Here is a 242-nt window from a genome sequence, read left to right as displayed (position 1 = left end):
GCTCATCGGCAGCGGCGGGGTCGGCGGGGCCGGCGGGTTCAGTAATTCTGCGCTGCTTGGGCCCGGTGGGGTTGGTGGGCGTGGCGGATCCGGCGGAGTGCTCGGTGCGGGCGGCGCCGGCGGAATCGGCGGAGACGGTTACCCGGGCACCGGCATCCCCGGCGGAGCCGGGGGAGCCGGCGGTGCGGGCGGGCTGCTCGGCGGGCTGGTCGGTGCCGGCGGTGGTGACGGCGGTGTCGGTG

Annotated in this window: 1 pseudogene; it reads left to right on the top strand. The window is 78.1% G+C overall.

Annotated features, from left to right (window positions below):
* A pseudogene (locus tag BST40_RS30625) lies at nt 1-242 on the top strand (hypothetical protein); the annotation flags it as partial.

The organism is Mycobacterium persicum (genome assembly GCF_002086675.1).
In the GTDB taxonomy this organism is placed as follows: domain Bacteria; phylum Actinomycetota; class Actinomycetes; order Mycobacteriales; family Mycobacteriaceae; genus Mycobacterium; species Mycobacterium persicum.
This window is presented reverse-complemented; position numbering and strand designations above follow the sequence as displayed.